18 protein-coding genes and 1 other RNA gene are annotated in these 19,254 nt (G+C 66.6%); 10 read left to right on the top strand and 9 right to left on the bottom strand.

Going from position 1 to position 19,254, the window contains the following annotated elements:
* Positions 1-251 precede the first annotated feature (251 nt).
* Together RIB45_RS08440 and ssrA are read right to left on the bottom strand one after the other, a co-directional pair.
* The gene (locus RIB45_RS08440; protein WP_350049805.1) at positions 252-767 is read right to left on the bottom strand and encodes an SspB family protein; all 516 of its coding nucleotides are present in this window, start codon (positions 765-767) and stop codon (positions 252-254) included.
* A gap of 177 nt (positions 768-944) precedes the next feature.
* Positions 945-1,335, bottom strand: a transfer-messenger RNA (tmRNA) gene (ssrA, locus tag RIB45_RS08435).
* A 60-nt stretch (positions 1,336-1,395) separates the two neighbouring features.
* Between ssrA and RIB45_RS08430 the strand changes: the two genes are divergently transcribed.
* Complete coding sequence (locus RIB45_RS08430) at positions 1,396-2,190, top strand: thymidylate synthase (RefSeq protein WP_350049804.1); 795 nt, start codon at positions 1,396-1,398, stop codon at positions 2,188-2,190.
* 11 nt (positions 2,191-2,201) lie between these two features.
* Positions 2,202-2,729: a dihydrofolate reductase gene (locus RIB45_RS08425; protein ID WP_350049803.1), complete on the top strand. Its 528-nt coding sequence runs from the start codon at positions 2,202-2,204 to the stop codon at positions 2,727-2,729.
* Positions 2,730-2,784: 55 nt separating this feature from the next.
* Here RIB45_RS08425 and RIB45_RS08420 read toward each other — a convergent pair whose 3' ends face one another.
* Together RIB45_RS08420 and RIB45_RS08415 are read right to left on the bottom strand one after the other, a co-directional pair.
* Complete coding sequence (locus RIB45_RS08420) at positions 2,785-4,239, bottom strand: hypothetical protein (RefSeq protein WP_350049802.1); 1,455 nt, start codon at positions 4,237-4,239, stop codon at positions 2,785-2,787.
* A gap of 163 nt (positions 4,240-4,402) precedes the next feature.
* On the bottom strand, positions 4,403-5,767 hold the full coding sequence (locus RIB45_RS08415; protein WP_350049801.1) for a pentapeptide repeat-containing protein: 1,365 nt from the start codon (positions 5,765-5,767) through the stop codon (positions 4,403-4,405).
* Between the two features lie 242 nt (positions 5,768-6,009).
* Between RIB45_RS08415 and trxB the strand changes: the two genes are divergently transcribed.
* From trxB to RIB45_RS08400, 3 genes are all read left to right on the top strand, one after another.
* Complete coding sequence (gene trxB, locus RIB45_RS08410; RefSeq protein ID WP_350049800.1) at positions 6,010-6,978, top strand: thioredoxin-disulfide reductase; 969 nt, start codon at positions 6,010-6,012, stop codon at positions 6,976-6,978.
* Positions 6,979-7,127: 149 nt separating this feature from the next.
* A complete protein-coding gene (locus RIB45_RS08405; protein WP_350049799.1) occupies positions 7,128-7,688 on the top strand; it encodes a bactofilin family protein in 561 nt (186 codons plus the stop codon).
* Between the two features lie 12 nt (positions 7,689-7,700).
* Positions 7,701-8,045: a TfoX/Sxy family protein gene (locus RIB45_RS08400; RefSeq protein WP_350049798.1), complete on the top strand. Its 345-nt coding sequence runs from the start codon at positions 7,701-7,703 to the stop codon at positions 8,043-8,045.
* A gap of 18 nt (positions 8,046-8,063) precedes the next feature.
* Here the strand turns inward: RIB45_RS08400 and RIB45_RS08395 are convergent, their stop codons facing one another.
* Positions 8,064-9,173, bottom strand: a complete 1,110-nt coding sequence (locus RIB45_RS08395; protein WP_350049797.1) for an enolase C-terminal domain-like protein — start codon at positions 9,171-9,173, stop codon at positions 8,064-8,066.
* Between the two features lie 119 nt (positions 9,174-9,292).
* Here RIB45_RS08395 and fumC point away from each other — a divergent pair, with 119 nt between their 5' ends.
* On the top strand, positions 9,293-10,687 hold the full coding sequence (fumC, locus tag RIB45_RS08390; protein ID WP_350049796.1) for a class II fumarate hydratase: 1,395 nt from the start codon (positions 9,293-9,295) through the stop codon (positions 10,685-10,687).
* Between the two features lie 149 nt (positions 10,688-10,836).
* Here the strand turns inward: fumC and RIB45_RS08385 are convergent, their stop codons facing one another.
* Positions 10,837-11,847: a chemotaxis protein CheW gene (locus tag RIB45_RS08385; protein WP_350049795.1), complete on the bottom strand. Its 1,011-nt coding sequence runs from the start codon at positions 11,845-11,847 to the stop codon at positions 10,837-10,839.
* A 144-nt stretch (positions 11,848-11,991) separates the two neighbouring features.
* Here RIB45_RS08385 and RIB45_RS08380 point away from each other — a divergent pair, with 144 nt between their 5' ends.
* Together RIB45_RS08380 and RIB45_RS08375 are read left to right on the top strand one after the other, a co-directional pair.
* Entirely contained in the window at positions 11,992-12,624 is a 633-nt protein-coding gene (locus RIB45_RS08380) for an alpha/beta family hydrolase (protein WP_350049794.1), read from the top strand.
* Positions 12,625-12,764: 140 nt separating this feature from the next.
* Positions 12,765-13,058 carry a ribbon-helix-helix domain-containing protein gene (locus RIB45_RS08375; RefSeq protein ID WP_502882562.1) on the top strand — a complete coding sequence of 98 codons (294 nt, stop codon included), beginning with the start codon at positions 12,765-12,767 and terminating at the stop codon, positions 13,056-13,058.
* Between the two features lie 4 nt (positions 13,059-13,062).
* Here the strand turns inward: RIB45_RS08375 and RIB45_RS08370 are convergent, their stop codons facing one another.
* Positions 13,063-16,104 carry an AsmA family protein gene (locus tag RIB45_RS08370; RefSeq protein WP_350049793.1) on the bottom strand — a complete coding sequence of 1,014 codons (3,042 nt, stop codon included), beginning with the start codon at positions 16,102-16,104 and terminating at the stop codon, positions 13,063-13,065.
* Between the two features lie 173 nt (positions 16,105-16,277).
* Here RIB45_RS08370 and RIB45_RS08365 point away from each other — a divergent pair, with 173 nt between their 5' ends.
* Positions 16,278-16,505 carry a DUF4169 family protein gene (locus tag RIB45_RS08365; RefSeq protein WP_350049792.1) on the top strand — a complete coding sequence of 76 codons (228 nt, stop codon included), beginning with the start codon at positions 16,278-16,280 and terminating at the stop codon, positions 16,503-16,505.
* Here the strand turns inward: RIB45_RS08365 and RIB45_RS08360 are convergent.
* Entirely contained in the window at positions 16,502-17,410 is a 909-nt protein-coding gene (locus RIB45_RS08360) for a transcriptional regulator GcvA (RefSeq protein WP_350049791.1), read from the bottom strand. The genes RIB45_RS08365 and RIB45_RS08360 overlap by 4 nt on opposite strands.
* A gap of 138 nt (positions 17,411-17,548) precedes the next feature.
* Here RIB45_RS08360 and RIB45_RS08355 point away from each other — a divergent pair, with 138 nt between their 5' ends.
* Entirely contained in the window at positions 17,549-17,749 is a 201-nt protein-coding gene (locus RIB45_RS08355) for a DUF1127 domain-containing protein (RefSeq protein WP_350049790.1), read from the top strand.
* Positions 17,750-17,827: 78 nt separating this feature from the next.
* On the opposite strand, the gene RIB45_RS08350 is transcribed toward RIB45_RS08355, so the two are convergent.
* Complete coding sequence (locus RIB45_RS08350) at positions 17,828-19,240, bottom strand: FAD-binding oxidoreductase (RefSeq protein WP_350049789.1); 1,413 nt, start codon at positions 19,238-19,240, stop codon at positions 17,828-17,830.
* Positions 19,241-19,254 lie beyond the last annotated feature (14 nt).

The following is a 19,254-nucleotide window of genomic DNA, read 5'->3' as shown; positions in this document are numbered from 1 at the left end:
GAAGCGCAAGATCGGGGGCGCTCGACAAGCTCCCCAGATCAGGCCCGGGAATGATAAGAGCGCCGGTATGTCAGAGAACGATCCCGCCACGGCCCGGCTTCACCCGGCCGTCTGACACGTCCCTCCCCAGTCCGCCGTCGCAGCATTAGAGCCGCGTTGCGCGGGCGCCGGAGCGGCGGCGCCGGCTCCCCCGGAACGAGTGAGGGTGGACGCGCGCAATCGTTTTTCAGGCGGATCGCCGGCGAAAACGCCTACTTCTTCCGGAACGCGTCCAGCGTGACGACGTTGTCGCCGTCTTCCTTGTCGGGATCGTCCGCGGCGGCCTCCTCGGGGGCGTCATCCGCCTCCGGCGCGTTCGGGCCCTTTTCGTCGGAGGCGGCGGGCGGCGAGGCGCGACTCGGCGCCTCGTCCATCTCGACGTGGAACTGCAGACCGAAATTCACCGACGGGTCGGCGAAGGTGATCAGGCTGTCGTAGGGAATGCGCAGGTGCTCGTGGATCTTGTTGAAGCTGAGCTCCACGTCGAAGCCTTCGTCGTCCGCCACCAGGCCCCAGAACTGGTGCTGCAGGACGATCGTCATCTCCTCCGGATACTGCTGGCGCAGCCGGTCGGGGATCATCACGTCCGGGTGGTCGGTGCGGAAAGTGACGTAGAAATGATGGTTGCCCGGCAGCCCGCCTTTGGCCGCGCGCTCCAACGCCTGGCGCACGACCGAGCGCATCGCGGTCTCCACCATTTCGTTGTAGCCGAGCAGGTCCTCGCTCATTTCGTCCATCCGATCCGTCATCCGGCGCGTCAGTTCGTCCCTAAGCAGCAGGCCAGCCTAATCGCATTGCTCCGGACTCTCCAGAGCAAATGCCAGGCCGACCGAGAGCCAAGCAAATGCCGCGCGCCGACGCAACCGGGCGTTTCGTCGAGAGCGGCGGGCTAGCGGAAAAAGAAATGGGGAGAGTTCTGTTGCTAGGCCTCTCCCCGCGCCCCACCTACCCGGCGATGAACCGGCTAGGGATTTCGAGTCAATGTCACCTTGACCGCATTACGCGGCGACGGCGACCATCTCATCGTTGTCGTTCGCATCTAAGCGAATGGCCCGATAACGGCGGGTACCATACCGAGCGCCAACACCGCTTTTACCACGCGCGTCGATCCTGGTTCGCCCCCTGAGAGAGGCCGCCGGCCGCGCCCGGCGAGGGCGGCGGCGGGCAGCCTTGAAGTGGTGGAGGCGCCGGGTACTGCCCCCGGGTCCGCTGCGCTTATTCTGCGGCGCTGTTTAGCGCCATAGTCGGTCGCCCGACATCGCTTATATAGGACGTCCGCCCGGCTTTTTGAAGGGAAAAGGCGGCGGACCGCGCCGGCGCATTGCGTCCGGCCCGGACTCGCCCTAGGAAGGAGCCATGCGGCAATATCACGACCTGCTGGCCCATGTGACGGCCCACGGCCTGGAGAAGGGCGACCGGACCGGGACGGGCGTGCGTTCCGTCTTCGGCTGGCAGATGCGCTTCGATCTGAGCGACGGCTTCCCGTTGCTCACCACCAAGAAGCTGCATGTGCGCTCGATCATCCATGAACTGCTCTGGTTCCTCGCGGGCGACACCAACATCAAGTACCTCAAGGACAACGGCGTCAGCATCTGGGACGAATGGGCGGACGAGAACGGCGATCTCGGACCCGTCTACGGCCATCAGTGGCGCAGTTGGCCTGCGCCCGACGGACGCGCGATCGATCAAATCGCCCAGGTGCTGGAGCAGATCAAAACCAATCCGAACAGCCGCCGGCATCTGGTCACCGCCTGGAACCCGGCCGAGGTGGATAAGATGGCGCTGCCGCCGTGCCATTGCCTGTTTCAATTCTATGTCGGGGACGGGCGGCTCAGCTGCCAGCTTTACCAACGTTCGGCCGACATCTTTCTCGGGGTCCCGTTCAATATCGCCTCCTACGCCCTGCTGACCATGATGGTCGCCCAGGTGAGCGGTTTGAAACCCGGCGATTTCGTCCACACGCTGGGTGACGCGCATCTCTACTCGAACCATCTCGATCAAGCGGCCGAGCAGCTGACCCGCGAGCCGCGCGCGCTGCCGACGATGCGCCTCAATCCGGACGTGACGGATCTGTTCGCCTTTCGCTTCGAGGACTTTGCGCTCGAGGGCTACGATCCGCACCCCCACATCAAGGCGCCGGTGGCGGTGTGAACGGGGCGGCCATGACGTACTCCCCCACCCACCCGATCGCCCAGGTGGTCGCCGTCGCCGCCAACCGGGTGATCGGCGCCGACGGCGATCTGCCTTGGCGGTTGCCGGGGGACCTCAAGCACTTCAAGGCGGTGACGCTGGGAAAACCGATCGTCATGGGCCGCAAGACATGGGAATCGCTGCCCAAGCGCCCCCTGCCGGGTCGGCCGAACATCGTCGTAACCCGCCAGGCCGGCTATCGCGCGCAGGGGGCCGAGGTCTTCACCGACCTGGACGCGGCCTTGGCCCGCGCCGACGCGCTGGCGGGCGAGTCGGGTCTGGAGGAGCCGGAGGTAAGCGTCATCGGCGGCGCGGAAATCTTCCGCCTGACCTTGCCGCTCACCGATCGGCTCTACCTGACGGAGGTGCACGCCGCCCCCGAGGGGGACACCTGGTTTCCCGAGCTGGATCGCCGTCAATGGCGCGAGGCCTGGCGCCGGCCCGTCGGCCCGGAGGACGACGCGCCGGGGCATGATTTCGTGCTGCTGGTGCGTTGCTAAACAAAATGCTTCGTGTTTAATGCTCAGAATTTCGTACAGAAGGGGAACTACGCTATCAAACCCAGGCTGCCGAAGATACTTTGAAAATCTCTTCCCTATCTTCTGGAAAAAGATCGACCATGCATTCACGGTATTCATTTGGAAATTCGTGCTGAATCATAGGAACAATGTTCCATGTCGCATGATCTTTCGAGTATTTTTTTCGCATTATTGTCTGGATATCCAATCGGCCCATGACTTGTAGCGAAACCTCCAAATCTCGCACTGACATCACCGTGTAAGGAAAAAGTTCAAAGAGGTTCTGTTCAATGCCGGAATCAGCTAGGGCCTTGCGGATGTACGTATCCAAATACGGGCGGACTTGGATACCGAAAAGATACCAATCCTCAAGCGTTACGACTATTGGATAAATTGGCTTGTCATCAGGCGACCAATGCGGATATCGGCCATGACGAGCGTCGTCAAGAGTCCTGTATGATTGAACTACAAAGCTGGCCAGTTTGGAAATGTCATCCTCAAGAACGCCTTTCATCTCAAGGGATTGCTTTGACCCCAAACGCATCCGCTTTGTTTTACACTCCAAAAATATATGGGCTGAATCGTCTGATATAATCCAATCGATAGAATGCTTTTGACCAGATTCGTAGGGTTTCTCTCCAAGAATTTGAAAGGAATTTCCCGATAGATCGTCGATTCTTTTTGCAGCTTCGCCCACGTACAACTGAAACGATTGACCAAACGCATCAGAGAAACCTTTCTCATCATGTATTTCATAGTAAATTCCCGAAGTAAAGCGATTAAATAGAAGTGTGGGTAATGGGCAAATCAAATTTGGACGACTTTTCCGATTAGTGAGAATGATCGGATAGGTTCTTAGTGGATTAAAGGCGTACGCAAAATTTTCATCGTACTTCTGCGATTTTTCAATTTCATTTCTGAGCGTCCTGATGTCGATTGCGAACCGCTCAATGAAACGCTTAAACGATTCGCTTGACAGATTCGGAATAGCAGGCGGCTGAACCAAATCAAGATACGTACTCTTGAGAAATCCGCCACAAGTCATACAGCCAATAGTGTATAAATCCTTAACCTCCAAACCAATCTTTCTTTCGATTAATTCAGCTAGGCCTTCTCTCGCAAAAATTCGGTAATACCGTGAGATCATTCCTGCATCAGGCGGATGCTGCCAATGAAACTGGCGGTGTGCGATACGGGAAAGTTCGTGTAGCACATTGTCTTGGTTAATACTTTCTCCTGATATACTATCCTCGAGATTCTTTATTCTATTAATTGCTGCTGCGAAATCATGCCACTTCCGCAAATCGTATTTGCCACGAGGTTGTGCATGCAATATCAATTCTTTAGCAAGGAGTTCCAGTTCCCAGGGAAAGAATCCTTTTTTGGTCCAAACTTCTTTCTCTCGAAACTTTGGGAATTCGATATCTCTTGGAACAGGTTGGTTGAAGTGAAGGTATTGAATATATGCACGCACAACCGCCAAAGAATCCAAGAGTGGACATTGCCGTAAGTAGTTTCGAAGCGGTTTATAGTAGGGGTAGATATCCACAACGATCACTTGAAGAGCTTATGGTGCGATCGAAATAGTATATCATCTAGCATTGGTTTTCGATAATTTCTCTCATTGCACAACCCTGCGACACAAAGCCCTTAGTTTACGCCCGCTCCCCCGCCGCGGCGACGGGCAGGCCGCTTTCCAGGATGGTGTTCTTCAGATCGGCGCCCTTGAAGTCTGTGCGGGTCGTGACCGCCTCCTCCAACAGCGCGCCCACCAGGACGGCGTCGCGGAAGTCCGCGCCCGCCAGGTCGGCGTTGGTCAACTTCGCCGCGCTCAAATCCGCGCCGGCGAATTTGGCGTTGCGCAGCCGCGCACGGGTCAGATCGGTGCGCCAGCGATCGCCGCGCACCCCGATCATATGCACCGCATCCAGGCGCGCGCCGGTCAAATCCGCGCCGGTCAAGTTGGCGCGCACCAGAACCGCGCCGCGCAGGTCGGCGCTGTGCAGGTCCGCCCCGCGCAGATCGGCCCCCGTCAGGTCCGCCATGATCAACCGCGCGCCCGACAGCTTGGCGCGCGCCAGGCTGACATAGCCGAGCTGCGCGGCCGAGAGGTTGACGCGGCTCAGATCCTGCTCCTCCAGATCGACCTTGGAGAGGTCGGCGCGGTTCCCCTTGTGGCCGGAGCTCTCAAGCCAGCGCTGATGGTCGCGCAGGATCTCGGTGATCTCGCGGCCGATTTGGTCGAGCTTGCGGGCGATCTCGGCGTCGGAGATGTCGACCTCGCTGAGGTCGACGAAGTCGAGCACCGCGCAGACCATGTTGGCGCCGGTCAGCACGGTGCCGCTCAACACCGCGCGGCTCAGGATGGCGCCCTGCATCGAGGCGTCGGAGAGATTGGCGTCCGTCAAGTCCGCCCCCTCCAGCACCGCGCCGGTCAGGATGGCGCCGGACATGTCGGTGCGGTTCAATTGGGCGTCCTGCATCTTCGCGTCGGTCATGTCGGTGCGCAGGATCTCGGTGCCGGTCAGCTTGGCCCCGCGCAGCTCGGCGTTCTTCATCACGGCGTCGGCGAGTTCGGTCGCGCCGGTATGGCCGCCGTGCGCCGTCAGGCCTCCGCGCCCGTCGGGCACGATCAGCCGGCCGGCGCGCATGTCGGCTTCGCTCAGAATAGCGTCGGTCATGTTGGCGCGGTGAAGCCGCGCGCCGCGCATGTCCGCCCGCCGCAGCGACGCGCCGACCAGCGAGGCTTCGCTGAGATCGGCCCCGTAAAGCAGGGCGTCGTCCAAAATCGCGCCGTCGAGCCGGGTCCCCTTGAGCAGCGCGCCGGTCAGGTCGGCGCCGCTCAAGTCGCGGCCGGAAAAATCAGCGTAGGACAAATCGGCCAGTTTAAGACTGGCGCGCGCCCCGCCGGCGCGCTGTTTCAGAAACAGCGCATGGCGCTTCAACGCCTCGGCGAGCTCGCCGCGCCCGGGCTTGTGACGGGGGAACTCGACATCCTCGACTTTCAAATCGCGCGGCATGCAGCGCCCTTCCACTCCCCGCCACGGCCCTGCGCGACTGGTGCGACGCGGCGGGTCGGCATGGGATCACCTTTTTTCGCGTGCGACTATAGCGAGCGCTCCTTACCGGAGCGTTAACGGTCTTCGGCGCGCTCTCGGACTTGCGCCGGGCGGCGTGCGGGGTATGGTGTGAGGAGACGCGCGCCGGCGCGCGCAGCCGCCCTCCAAAGACCTCTGTCGCGACGCCCGGGAGAGCCGATTTCATGGCCGACGAACTCCACAGCAAGGTGCTCATCATCGGGGCCGGCCCGGCCGGCTACACCGCCGCCATCTACGCCGCGCGGGCGAGTCTCGCGCCGCGCCTCGTCGCGGGCATGCAGCCGGGCGGCCAGCTGATGATCACCACGGACGTCGAGAACTATCCCGGCTACGAAGACGTGATCCAGGGTCCCTGGCTGATGGAGCAGATGCAAAAGCAGGCGGAGAAGGTCGGGACCGATATGATCTACGACCTGATCACCGCGGTCGACTTCTCGACGCGGCCGTTCCGCTGCACGGGCGACAGCGGCAAGGTCTACACCGCCGACAGCGTCATCATAGCCACCGGCGCACAGGCCCGCTGGCTTGGGCTGGAGAGCGAACAGCGCCTGCAGGGCGCCGGCGTCTCCGCCTGCGCCACCTGCGACGGCTTCTTCTTCCGCGGCAAAGAGGTGGCGGTGGTCGGCGGCGGCAACACCGCCGTCGAGGAGGCGCTCTATCTCACGAATCACGCCTCCAAAGTCACTCTCATTCACCGCCGCGACAGCCTGCGCGCCGAGAAGATCCTGCAGGAGCGGCTGTTCGAGCACCCGAAGGTCGAGGTGGTCTGGAACAAGGTCGTCGACGAGATCTTGGCCGAGGGCGAGCCGCCCGGCGTCTCCGGCGTTCGGTTGAAGGACACGCACTCCGGCGAGATGTCGGAGATCGGCTGCGAGGGCGTCTTCATCGCCATCGGACACGACCCGGCGACGAGCCTGTTCAAGGGCGCCCTCAAGATGGACGAGAACGGCTACATCCTGACAGCGCCGGACTCCACCGCCACCGAGATCCCCGGCGTCTACGCCGCCGGCGACGTCAAGGACCATGTCTATCGCCAGGCGGTGACGGCGGCCGGCATGGGCTGCATGGCCGCCCTGGAAGCGGAGCGTTTTCTCGCGATGGGCGGGGCGCAAAAGGCCGAGGCGGCCGAATAATCGGGGAAAGACAACCCACGCGCGTATTCTGCGTGGAAATCCGTAAAATGTAACATGGTCTTCGTTGCCGCCTCCTGATCGCTGACGTACCATTCATCCGCGTGACAGGGCGACGAGCGCCCCCATTCGTCGGCGGAGGATCAGCGCGCATGTTCGGCAGCAAGAAATCCGAGACCCCGGCGCCCCCGAGCCCGACGCCTGAAAAAGCGAGCGTTGCGCCCGAAACCGCGGCCGCCCGGCGCAAGGTCTCCGAGATAACCGCGGGGCTCACCGTCGTCGGCCGGATCGAAGGCGACGGCGACGTGCGTCTCGACGGGCGGCTTGAAGGCGACGTGCGCTGCCGCGCGCTGACCATCGGCTCGACGGGCGAGCTCATCGGCCGGATCGAGGCTGAGGAACTGACCGTTCAGGGCCGGATCGAAGGGGATGTGCGCGCCAAGCGCGTGCGCCTGGAGGCGACGGCGAAGGTCATCGGCGACGTCGCCCACGACGTGCTCGAAGTCGCCGCCGGCGCCACGATCGAGGGCCGCTACAGCCGCGGCGCCGCCAAGGCGGATAAGCTTTCGAAAAGCGCGCCGGTCGACGTGTCGAAGGACCCGCCGCCGCGTGCGCCCGCCCGCCCCCTCGCCAAGCCGGCGAACGGCGGCGGGTTGGCGCGTCCGGCGTTGGCCGCGTCCGCGACGGAGCCGCGCGGCGCCTCGGACGCCTGACGCGCCGGGCGCATGGCGTCCGCGCCCGACCTGCTCGCCTTCTATCGCGATCTCTACGATCAGGCCGGCCTGGGTCCGGTGACGACGCGCGCCATGTTCGGCGGCGCGGGCGTCTTCAAGGACGGCGTGATGGTCGCCCTCGTCGCCTTCGATCAGCTCTACTTCAAGACCGACGCCGAGACCCGCCCCCGCTTCGAGGCCGAAGGCCTGCCGCCCTTCACCTATGACGGCAAGCGCGGCCGGCCGGTGGTGATGTCCTATTCGCTCTGTCCCGACGCGGCGCTGGAAGATCCGGAGCTCTTCGCCGACTGGGCCGGGCAGGCGATCAAGGCGGCGCGGAGAGCGGGGCGGCGCTAGCCGCTCGCCCAAGCCTGCTCACACCCCGTACCGCCTCACCGCCGCTTCGTCCCAGGCGATCCCGGTTCCGGGCGTCTCGCTCGGATGGGCGAGGCCGTCTTCGATGCGAAGACCTTCGGTTAGAATCGACTCGGCCCAATCGACATATTCCAAGCGATGGGCCGTCGGCGTCACCGCCATCAGATGTGCGGAGACTTCCGGAAACAGGTGGGTGGAGACCGGCAGGCCCGCCGCCTCCGCCAGCGCCGCCGCGCGCAGCCAGCCCGTCGTCCCGTAGATCTTCATCGCGTCCGGCATCATAAAATCCGTCGCCTCGGCCTCGACCGCACGGGCGACATCGTGCGGACCCCAGCAGTTCTCGCCCAGTTGGATCGGCGTCGTGACGCGCCGGCGCAGGGCCGCGTAGCCGGCGTAGTCGTCGGCGCGGATCGGCTCCTCCGCCCATTGCGGGCCGAGGCCCGCGCGGGTCTCATCCAACGCCTCGAGGGCCGTGATCCGCTGCACCGCCTCGCCGACGGAGAGCGCCTGATTGTAATCGATCGGCAACTCCGCTTCGCCCGCCGCCTCCCGCGCGGCGCGGAAGGCGGCCAGATCGTCGCGCGGGTCGGCGTAGCCGAGGCGCAGCTTCACGCCCCTGAAGCCCTTGCCGTCCTGGGCCAGCAGCCGCGCGGCCTCCGGCCCCACCTTGTCAGGTCCGATCAAGCCGAGGCCGTTGCTGTTGTAGGCCCGGATCGGCTTCGGCGCGCCGCCCAGCAGCCGGCACAGCGGCAGGCCCGCCGCCTTCGCGGCCGCATCCCACAGCGCCATGTCGATCCCCGCGAGCGCCATGCCCGCGATCCCCGCGGCCCCCAGCAGCTTCAGCTTGGCCTGCAGCATGCGTTCGACGTCAAGGGGATCGGCCGGCTGACCGGCGATCAGCTCGCCGAACTCCGCCAGCATGCGGCAGGTCGGCGCCAAGGCCGGCGGCGTGTAACAGAAAAGATAGCATGACCCGACGATCCCGTCCGTGCGCTCCACGTCGATCAATGCAAGCGGGACGTCCTTCACCAACCCCGCGCCGGTCATCAAGGGCTGCGGCATGGGGACGATCACGGGGCGGACGGTCAGGCGGGCGATGATTGCGGCCATGGAATCCTCATCTCAAGGGCGGGACGGAAACGCTAGCAAGCCTCCCCCCTGGTGGCGAGCCCGCCGCGCCGCCCCATATGCGAAGGCAGCCACCCGCCAACGATTGGAGCGACCGCGCCATGACCGAGACCCGCATCGAGACCGACAGCTTGGGCGAAATCGAGGTTCCCGCCGACCGCTTCTGGGGCGCCCAGACCGAGCGGTCGCGCCGGAATTTCCGGATCGGCGAGGAGCGCATGCCGATCGCCCTGATCCGCGCCTTCGCGATTCAGAAGAAGGCCTGCGCGCTGGCCAATAAAGAGCTCGGCGAGCTGGAGCCGGAAATCGCCGACGCCATCGCCGCGACGGCGGACGAGGCCGCCGGCGGCGAGCTCGACGATCATTTTCCGCTGGTGGTCTGGCAGACCGGCTCCGGCACTCAGACGAACATGAATCTGAATGAAGTGATCGCGAACCGGGCGAGCGAGCGCCTGGGGGGCAAGATGGGCGAGAAGAGCCCGGTCCACCCGAACGATCACGTCAATCGCGGCCAAAGCTCCAACGACAGCATGCCGACCGCGATGGCGATCGCCGTCGGGGTCGAACTGCACGAGCGGCTGCTGCCGGCGCTCAAACGGCTGCACGCGAGCCTCGCCGCCAAGCGCGACGCCTTCCAGGACATCGTGAAGATCGGGCGCACCCACACCCAGGATGCGACGCCGCTCACCCTCGGGCAGGAATTCTCAGCCTACGCGCAACAGGTGCGCAACGGCGTCGATCGGCTGGAGGCGGCCGCGCCGCGGACGATGGAGCTGGCCCAAGGCGGCACCGCCGTCGGCACGGGCCTCAACAGCCGCGAAGGCTTCGACCGCCTGGTGGCGGAGAAGGTGGCGGAGATCACGGCGCTCAGCTTCACGCCCGCGCCCAACAAGTTCGAGGCGCTGGCCGCCCACGACGCCCTGGTCGAGATGTCGGGCGCGCTCAACACGCTCGCCGTCAGCCTCATGAAGATCGCGAACGACATCCGCTTCCTCGGCTCCGGTCCGCGCTCAGGTCTGGGCGAATTGATCCTGCCGGCGAACGAGCCCGGCTCCTCCATCATGCCGGGCAAGGTCAACCCGACCCAGGCGGAGGCGCTCACCCAGGTCGCCGCGCAGGTGATGGGCAACCACACGACCGTCACCGTCGCCGGCTCGAACGGCCATTTCGAGCTGAACGTCTTTAAGCCGGTGATCGTCTACAACGTGCTGCAGTCCATTCGGCTGCTCGCCGACGGCGCCGTCAGCTTCGCCGAGAGGTGCGTCGATGGAATCGAGGCGAACGAAGCGCGCATCGCCGAGCTAATGCGCCAGTCGTTGATGCTGGTGACCGCGCTCAATCCGCATATCGGCTACGACAACGCGGCCAAGATCGCCAAGAAGGCGCATGCGGAGGGGACGACCTTGAAGCAGGCGGCGGTCGAAAGCGGGTTGGTGTCCGAGGAGGATTTCGACCGCTGGGTCGATCCGAAGCAAATGATCGGGCCGAGCGCGTGAGCGCGCCGGCTCCTCGGCGCGCTGAAAACGGCGCGCGATCGGCGCGCTCGCCCCGGGGATCGCGCGGGGCGCCCTGAGAGGGCCGGGTCAAGCTCGGCCGCGGCGATCAACCTCTAAACGGCGAAAGTACACGCCGACGCCGCACCGCCTCAGCGATCCAGCACCTCGTCCCGCAGCCCTTCGACCGCGCCGAGGACCTCGTGGATCAGCTCGTCCGGAACGCTCATTTGATTGAGCGTATCGGCCAAGTGCCCGGCGACGGCGATGAAGTGGCTGTCGTCCAGCCCCTTCTCATGCACCAGCTGCTGATGGGCGCTGCGCATGTCGCGGCCCTTATAGTTCTTCGGTCCGCCGAGCGCCTGGGCGAGGAAGGCCTTCATGGCCGCGCCCTGCATGCTCATCTCGACGCCGTCGAAGAAGGGCGTAAGCCGCTCGTCGGCCGCAGCTTTCTCGTAGAACAGGTCGACGGCGGCGTCGATCGCCGCTTCGCCGCCAAGACGCTCATAAAGAGAGGGTTTCGCCGTTGGCGCCCCGACGTCTTTCTTTGCGGCTGCGGTTTTCGCCGCGTCGTTCGCGGGACCCTTCTTCACCGGGCCTGCGGCGGCGACCTCCTTCTTCTCGCGTGCGCGGTCCTTCTTGGCGCGGTCGAGATTGAGGCGCGGACGGGTGCGCGTCGGCATGCTGGCGATGAACTCCTCGTCCAGCACCTTCTCGACGTCGAGCACGGCCAGCAACTGTCCCTCCAGCCGGAAGACGCCGGAGCACAGGCGGCGCATGCGCTGATCCAACGTCACCGGCGGCTTGTCGAAGGCGTTGCGCGGAACGGAGCGGACGTCGCCGATCGAATCGACCAGAAGGGTGAAGAGATCGCCCTTGTGCTCGACCGTCACCGACATCAGCCGGCGATCTTCGGAGGCCGCCGGCGCGCCGAGACATTCACGCAGGTCGATGACCGTCACGATGCGCCCGCGCAGATTCAGGACGCCCGCGATCGCCGACGGCGCGCGCGGCACCGGAGTGATCTGCTGGGGCTCCACAATGTCCTGCACGCGCAGGATCGGAATGCCGAACAGCTGGTCGTCGACCATCATGGTGACGAGTTGCTCTTCTTCGCCTGCGCTCATGACCTCGGTATTCTCCGCGACCGCCAGATTGGACATGGTCCCATCCTTCCCATACTCGTTCAACGCGCCCCGTCGCACGACGGGCTTCGGGGCCGCTTGCCGAGCGCATCATGACCGGCGATGGTTAACATCCTATTGACGGGCGGAGCCGGGTCGCGATCCGCGACGAGAGAGGGCGAGTTGCAGTTTCTTGCGCAGGGGCCGTCCAATGCGCCGCGGACGCTTATTCTGGCGCACGGCGCCGGCGCGCCGATGGATTCGGACGTGATGAACGACTTGGCCGGACGGTTGGCGACGGCGGGCTTGCGGGTGTTGCGGTTCGAATTTCCTTACATGGCCGAACGCCGGGCGAGCGGAAAGAAGAAGCCGCCGGACCGTGAGCCCAAGCTTCTCGACGCTTGGCGCACGGCGGTCGCGGCGGCGCGCGTCGACCTGCCCGTGGGAGGGCGGTTGGCGCTGGGCGGCAAGAGCATGGGCGGGCGCATGGCGAGCCTGATCGCCGACGAAGCCGGCGCGGATGCGCTGGTCTGCTTCGGCTATCCCTTCCATCCGCCGGGCAAACCGGATCGCCTGCGCACCGCCCATCTAGAGACGATTCGGACGCCGACGCTCATCTGCCAGGGCGAGCGGGACCCGTTCGGTCGGCGCGCAGAGGTCGAGGCCTATGCGCTCTCCGGAGCCGTGGAGCTCTTCTGGGCGCCGGACGGCGATCATGACCTCAAACCGCGCAAGGCGTCGGGCCTCACGCATGCGGACGCCCTCGACCGGGTGAGCGCGGCCGCCGCACGGTGGTTGGAGAACCGACTCGGATGATCGCCAGACGTTGGTAAGCATTCATTAAGGCCCGGCCTGTACAACAACGTCATCTGACCGACTTGGTTGACGGCGCACGCCCGCAGAGCGGCCCTATGTTAGGGTCGGGCGGCGCGTCGGATCTAAAGGATGTGCGCCCCATGAACGAGCAGCCTCGGTACGCGATCGTCTCCGCCGGGTGCGAGAACCAGAGCATGGCCGAAACAAACGCCGCAGAAGCCGCCGAGATCAAGAAGCGATCCGTCGTAATCGCCGGTCATCGGACGAGCATTTCGTTGGAGAACGCTTTCTGGGACGCGTTGCGCGACCTCGCCACCGCCCGAGACCTTTCCGTCAACCAGTTGGTTACGGAAATCGACCGCGGCCGACGCGGCAATCTGTCGAGCGCGATCCGCACTTACGTGCTGTTGGCGCGCGGCACGGCCAACGGTTGAGCCGCTAGTTTCCGGAAATCCAGGCGCCGCCGGTGCGCACGTCGGGTCGCGCGATCGGCCCCGAGGCCTCGACTTCCAGATAGGGGCGTTCCTCGCCTTGGCTGAGCACCGTCAGGTCCCCGCTGAGGCGATCTTCCGACAGATCGAGCGTCAGCGATCCGCGCCCTGTCGCCTCCCGGCCCTCGAGCCGCATATCGCGCACGGTCAGTCGGCCGTCGGCGAAGCGCACCGCCCCTGACAAGGCCCCGCCGGGCGTCGGAAAGTCGCGCGCCAAGCGCCGTTGCAGCGCGTCCAGTTGCCGAACCCCTGCGGCCGCTCCGCCCGCCTGATCCTGAAGGCGCAAAAGCGCCCGCCCCCCGAGCCGACCGACGACCGTAAGACCGGTCAGCGGGTCGGCCGGGTCGAGGGCGTCGGCCGTCACCCGCCCGCTCGCCTCCGCCCGCCCGCCGAGCGCCAGCAGCGGCCCCATGCGCCCGATCAACCGATCGAGAGCGAGGGACTCGATCCGCGCCTCCAGATCGAGCGACACCCCGCCCTCCGCCAACCGAATCGGCCCCGAAGCGCTCATCAGGCCCCCCGCATAGCTCGCGGACAGGCTGTCCACCGAGACGTCCGGCCCCGCTTCCTCGAGCGGCAGGACCGCGGCCATCTGCAACCCCTCCAGCACGAACTCCGGCGTCGCCAATTCCCCCTGGCTCACCTGCAGCGCCAATCCGCCGCCCTGGGCCGGAGACAGCACGCCGCCCAGCGTCAACCGACGGGGCGCCGGGTCGTCGGGGGCGCCCACCGGACCGAGCCCCAGATCGGCGCGAAAGCCGAGGCCGGCGGCGTTGCCGTCGATCGTCGCGTGCAGCGTCGCTTGCCGCCAGCCGCGCGCGCGCTGGATCCAGTCGGAATCGGCGATCAGCGCCGCGGCGGTCTGATCGAGCGCGGGCCCCTCGGCCCGGACGGCCAGACGCCAATCGACCCGCCCCTGATCCGTCGGGAAGCGCAAGCCCGCGCGCAAGCGGAGCGCCGCGGCGTCCGCCACCTCCACCGTTGCGCGGCGTTCGCCCGAGCGCGCCCCGAGCGTCAGCCGAACCCCCTCATAGGTTCGTCCGCGATAGCCCAGCCGATCGACGCTGAGGTCGAGGGTCAACGGCGCATCCTCGATCGCCCGCGCCCAGGCGCTGGTCGACCGGAACAGCGCGGCTTCGCGTCCCGTCCCCGCCGACTGATCGGCCCCCGCGTCCCGGGCGTCGCCGGCGAGGGGCGCGCCGGCGTCCACGGGCGCGCCCGGCGCCCCGGGGCCGGTCGGATCGAGCCGCGTTGGCGCGCGATAGACGTCGAGATTGACCGTATCCGCCTTGAGATCCAACGACAGCGCCGCCGGACCCTGATCGAGGGAGAGGGAAGCCGAGCCCGTGAAAGCGGCCGCGTCGACGTCGGCCAACAGATCGCCGACCCGCAACCCGTCACGCGTCAAAACCGCCGAGGCGGACAGTCGGACGGAGCGCAGCCGATCGCGCGGCAGATCGCGCACCCAGGCTTCGTCCTCCATGCCGGCCCATTCGAGGATCCGCCGGGCGTCGTCCGACTGCAAGGCGACTTCGCCCTCGAACCGGGGATCGTCCGGATCGGTGGCGACGAAGCCGAACAGCGAGACGTCCGACCCGCCGGGCAACAAGGCGCCTGCGCGTTCGATCAAGAGTTCGCCGGCGTCCGCCGAGGCCTTCAGGCTGGCCTGCCGAACCACGCCGCCCGCCGTGCGCAGCGTCTCGACAGACAGATCGAGCGTGACCGCCAGGCCGTCGAAGGCGCGCGCCGCGCCGGCGGCGGCCGCCACGCGCAGCATCAGGGCGCGGTGCGCCGCTTCCATCCGCGCGGCCAGCGCGGCCGGAAAGCGGGTCGGATCGGCAAGCCCGTCGGCCTCGGCCCCCGCCGTCCGATCGAGCGGCGCCTCGGACGGCGACGGGTCGGCGGCGTCGGCGCTTTCTCGCAACAGATCCCCGGTCCCTTCCGGCGCCGCCCGGTCGGCCGTCGCAGCGAGATCAAGCGAAGCGAGCGCAAGCCGCATGTCGAGGCGCGGCCGCCCGGCGAGCGATAAGGCGAGTCCGCCCGTCCCGCGCAATGCCGGCGTCGACGCCGCCGCGTCCTCCAGCGCCAGACGCTCCTGCGCCCTGTCGGCGATCAGTCGGCCTTCGAGGGTCAAGGCGCCGGGCGCATATAGCGCCGCCGCGCGCGTCAGGTCCGTCGGGGCCCAGGGCAGACCGGTCAAGCCTCGGGCGGTCAGCCGCGCGTCGCCGGTCAGCCGCTGCGGGGCGTCCGGGCTGGTGGTCCCTGCGAAGGTGAGGCGCGCCTCCGGCTCGCCGGCGGCGTTGCGGCTGTCGTCGGTCTCCAGCTCCACCGCGAGGCGGAGGCGGGCGCCGGCGGGCGTGCGCTCCGGTTGCAGGCGAAAGCCGCCGGACAATCGCCGCCCGGCCAACGCGAACAGGCCCTCGAAGGCCAGTTCCTCGGCCCCGCCGGCGGCGTTCGGACGCAACGAGAGCACGCCGTCGACCTGGTCCAGGCGCACCTCGAGCCCGTCGATCGGCGCGCCTCGCAAAACGCCGTCCTCGATCTCAAACGGGATGACGGGACGGTCGGCGCGACGCCCTAGAAAGGCCGGAGGCTGCGCTTCCGTCCGGTCCTCGGGCGCGCCGGCCGCATCGGACAAGGCGCGGCCCAGGCGATTGATATGCGCCTGCGGTTCGACCACCGCGACGCGCTCAAGCACGACGGAGCCTTTGATTAATTCGCGCAAGTCCAACGCCGCGCGCACCCAGCGCATGCTGGCGGCGGGCTGCGTCGGATCGCCCAGCGTCACCTGGGTCGCGGTCAGCCGAGGGGTCGGCAGCAGGTCGACGCTGACATTCCCGCCGATCGCCACCGGCAGTCCGAGCCATGCGCCGGCGCGGCCCTCGATTTCGCCGCGCCACTGGTTCCAATCGACGAACCGGGGAGCGACCGCGAGAGCCGCGACCGCCGCAAGAACAAGCGCTCCCGCCGCCCAATAGAGCCGTCTCATTCGGCCTCCCGCATGGGGTCCCCTCCCCCTCATTCCCGATCCGACGGCGATCCACGCGCTTTTTGCTCTGGCCCCCGCGCGTCGGCGCGCTAAGCTTAACCGAGGGCGGCTTTGGATCAACCGCCGCGCCCGGCCCGAGCGCCCCCGGCGCGGCTTTTTGCGAGCGGACGAGCATGGCGGAGATCGTCAATCTCAATCAGGTGCGCAAGGCCAAGGCCCGTCGACGGAAGGAGGCCGAGGCCTCGGCCAACCGCACGAAGTACGGCCGCACCAAGGCCGAGCGCCAACGCCGCGAGCAGGAGCAGGCCCGCGAGCGCCGCGTGCAGGACGCCCATAAGCTGGAGGGCGAAGAGACGCCGTCCGACCGGCCGCCCGATCGCCAGCCGACCGACGACGCCTAAGCCGCCGAGGGCGCGCCGCGCGCGACTTCCGCGAACAGCCAGTCGCGAAAACGCTTGATCTTCGGCAGGTCGGCCGTCTCCGGCAGGGTGACGAACCAATAGGCGGCCCCCGCCGGCGATTCGAGCGTGAAGGGCCGCACCAGCGAACCCGCAGCCAGCGCGTCCGCCACCAACACCGAACGGCCCAGCATCACGCCCCGTTCGGCGATCGCGGCCTGCACCAAAAAGGTGCTGTTGGTGAATCCGGGACCGCGGTCGAGATCCAGCCCTTCGAGCCCGTGCGCGCGGGCCCAGGTCTTCCAATTGTAGATGTAGCGTCCGGTGGCGCTGGCGTCGTGCAGCAGGGCGACCTCGGCCAAATCGGCCGGACGGGTCAGACGCCGGGCCAAGGCCGGCGCGCAGACCGGAAAGACCGTCTCGTCCATCAATTTTTCGGCGTGCAGGCCGGAATAGGGACCCGGACCGTAGCGCACGCCCGCGTCGACGCCGTCCGCCGCCAGATCAACCACCCGATCGGAGGTGGCGAGGCGGACGTCGATCTCGGGGGCGGCCGCCTCGAAGCCGGGGAGACGCGGCACCAGCCACAAGGCCGCGAAGGAGCCGAGCGCGGTGACGGTCAACGTGCGGTCGTCGCCGCCGGCGGCGAGCGCCCGGCTCGCTTCGGCGATCGCGTCCAGCGCCTCGGTCAGACGCGGCAGATAACGCCGCCCGGCCGCCGTCAGGCTCAAGCCCCGCGCGCGGCGGGTGAACAAAGCGACCCCCACTATCTCCTCAAGCGTCTTCACCTGCTGGCTGACGGCCGAGGGGGTCACCGCCAGCTCGTCCGCGGCGAGCGCGAAGCTTTCGTGCCGGGCGGCGGCCTCGAAAGCGCGTACGGCGTTTAGCGGCGGCAGGCGGCGAGCCATGATTCTAGCCTTAGATCAGCTAATCCAAACCATCAGATCTTCCCGTTTGTGACCGGGCCGGTCAACGCGTATCTAATCCTCAGACAAGGCGCTAAAGGGGTTTTTCACCAATCGCGCCGCCGATCAAGGAGACGAGCCATGCACGCGTTGACCAAGAATTCTTATGCGTTGAGCCGCCCCGCATCGCGGTCGGGCCTGATCGCGACGCTGCGGCTTTGGCAGGCCCGCGTCGAGGATCGCGCGCGGCTGCGCGACGCCCCGGCGGCGCTTCTGGCGGATATCGGCGTCACCCGCGCCGACGCCGAGCGCGAGGCGGCGAAGCCCTTCTGGCGCGCCTGACCGGGCGCGTCGGAGGCCGGCCGGGCGCGTCCATCAGCGCGGACGGCGCGCCCGGCCGGCACGCGCTTCACGCCGCCGTCACAGACTGACGATCTTCCCCGGATTGAGGATGTTGTCCGGGTCCATCGCCTGCTTGAGCGTGCGCATGACGGCTACGGCCTCGCCGTGCTCATGGGTCAGGAAGTGCATCTTGCCGACGCCGATGCCGTGCTCGCCCGTGCAGGTGCCGCCATAGGCGATGGCGCGGTGGTTCATGCGCTCGACCAGATCCTTGGCGCGCTTGGTCTCGTCCGCGTCGTCGGGATCGAACAGCAACACCAGATGGTAGTTGCCGTCGCCCACATGGCCGACGATCGGGGCGATCAGACCGCTTTCCTCCACATCGCGCTTGGTGTCGAGGATGCAGTCGGCGAGTTTTGAGATCGGCACGCAGACGTCCGTCGCCATGCCCTTCTTGCCGGGTCCCAACGCCATCGCGGCGTAATAGGCGTCGTGGCGGGCCTGCCAGAGCTTGCTGCGATCTTCCTGCCGGGTCGACCAGGCGAAGGCCGAGCCGCCGAAATCGTCCGAGATCGCCTTGACCTGCTCCGCCTGCTCTTCGACGGAGGCTTGGGAGCCGTGGAACTCGAAGAACAGCGTCGGCTTGGTCTCGAACCCGTCCAGATCGGAATAGTCGACGCAGGCCTTCATCTGCACATCGTCGAGGAGTTCGATTCGCGCCACCGGGATGCCGGACTGGATGGTCAGGATCACCGTGTTCACCGCGCTTTCCAGATCCGGATACTGGCACACCGCGCTGGAGACGGCCTCTGGGATGCCGTAAAGCTTCAACTGAACTTCGGTGATCACGCCGAGCGTCCCCTCGGAGCCGACGAACAGCCGCGTCAGATCGTAGCCGGCGGCCGACTTCTTGGCGCGTCCGCCGGTCTTGATGATGCGACCGTCGGCCAACACGACGGTCAGCCCCATCACATTCTCGCGCATGGTGCCGTAGCGCACGGCGTTGGTGCCGCTGGCCCGGGTCGCGGCCATCCCGCCCAGCGACGCGTCGGCGCCGGGGTCGATCGGGAAAAACAGGCCCGTGTCGCGCAGATGCTCGTTCAGCGCCTTGCGCGTGACGCCGGCCTGGACGCGGCAGTCCAGATCCTCGTCATTCACCTCAAGCACTTGGTTCATCGCGCTGACGTCGATCGAGACCCCGCCCGTGAGCGCCGCCACATGCCCTTCCAGCGACGTGCCCGTGCCGAAGGGGATGACCGGCACCTTGTGCGCCGCGCAGGTGCTGACGACTTCGGCGACCTCTTCCGTCGTCTCAGCGAAGACGACGAGATCGGGCGCGGCGGTCGGCTGATAGCCCTCGCCGCGGCCGTGCTGCTCGCGTACGGCCTGAGCCGTCGAGGCGCGCTCGCCGAAACGCTGCGTCAAAATCGAGACGACGCGCGCCACATTCTCGCTCGAGGCGGCCGACGCGGCGGCGGTTTCTGCGGGCATGGAACGTCCTCCAA

This window comes from Marivibrio sp. (assembly GCF_040218065.1).
Lineage (GTDB): Bacteria > Pseudomonadota > Alphaproteobacteria > UBA8366 > Aestuariispiraceae > Marivibrio.
This window is presented reverse-complemented; position numbering and strand designations above follow the sequence as displayed.